Below are 549 nucleotides of genomic sequence, written 5' to 3'. Positions count from 1 at the left end.
GGGTCAGGTGCCGACGATCAGCGCGCCCCAGATCACGCCCACGATCAGCTCGGCGACGAGAATGGGTTGCCGAGGCGCCCAGCGCCAAGCGGCCTCATAGGTGCCGACGATCAGCGCAGCGGCTGGAATTGCGGCCCCGATAGGCCACCAGCTGCTGGAGGCGAGCGACACGAGCGCGAGGCCGGGGACAATGAACAGGTGCCTGATGAACAGGGCGGTATGATCGCTGCTGCCTGCCAGGCGCGCGATGACACGCTCGACCGGGTCGGCACCATCGACAGGCGGCGGCAGCCGGCCGAGGTCGTACCACCTCCCCCATGCCGGGACAGCCCACACGAGATAAGCCAGCGCCCACGCCGCGGCGACGGGTAGCGGATGGATCGTCCACACCAGCAGGCCGACGACAGGGGCAACGTACCAAAGCGCCCGGCCCGGCAGCCGCAGCCACGTCAGCCAAGTGTCATCGCCCCTCGCCCGATTGAGCGCAGCGAGCGCGAGAATGATCAGGAAATGCATCTTGCTCTCCGGACATAAAAAATCCGCCATTGC

General features: G+C 67.2%; 1 protein-coding gene. It reads right to left on the bottom strand.

The genetic code is table 11. The features are described 5' to 3' along the window. Positions 1-3: 3 nt before the first annotated feature. The coding region (locus ACUSIJ_RS29685; protein WP_449312011.1) for a hypothetical protein at positions 4-549 on the bottom strand (546 nt) is incomplete at its 5' end.

The organism is Pseudochelatococcus sp. B33 (assembly GCF_053570585.1).
The sequence above is the reverse complement of the archived record's forward strand: the minus strand, read 5'-3'. Positions and strand labels throughout refer to the sequence as shown.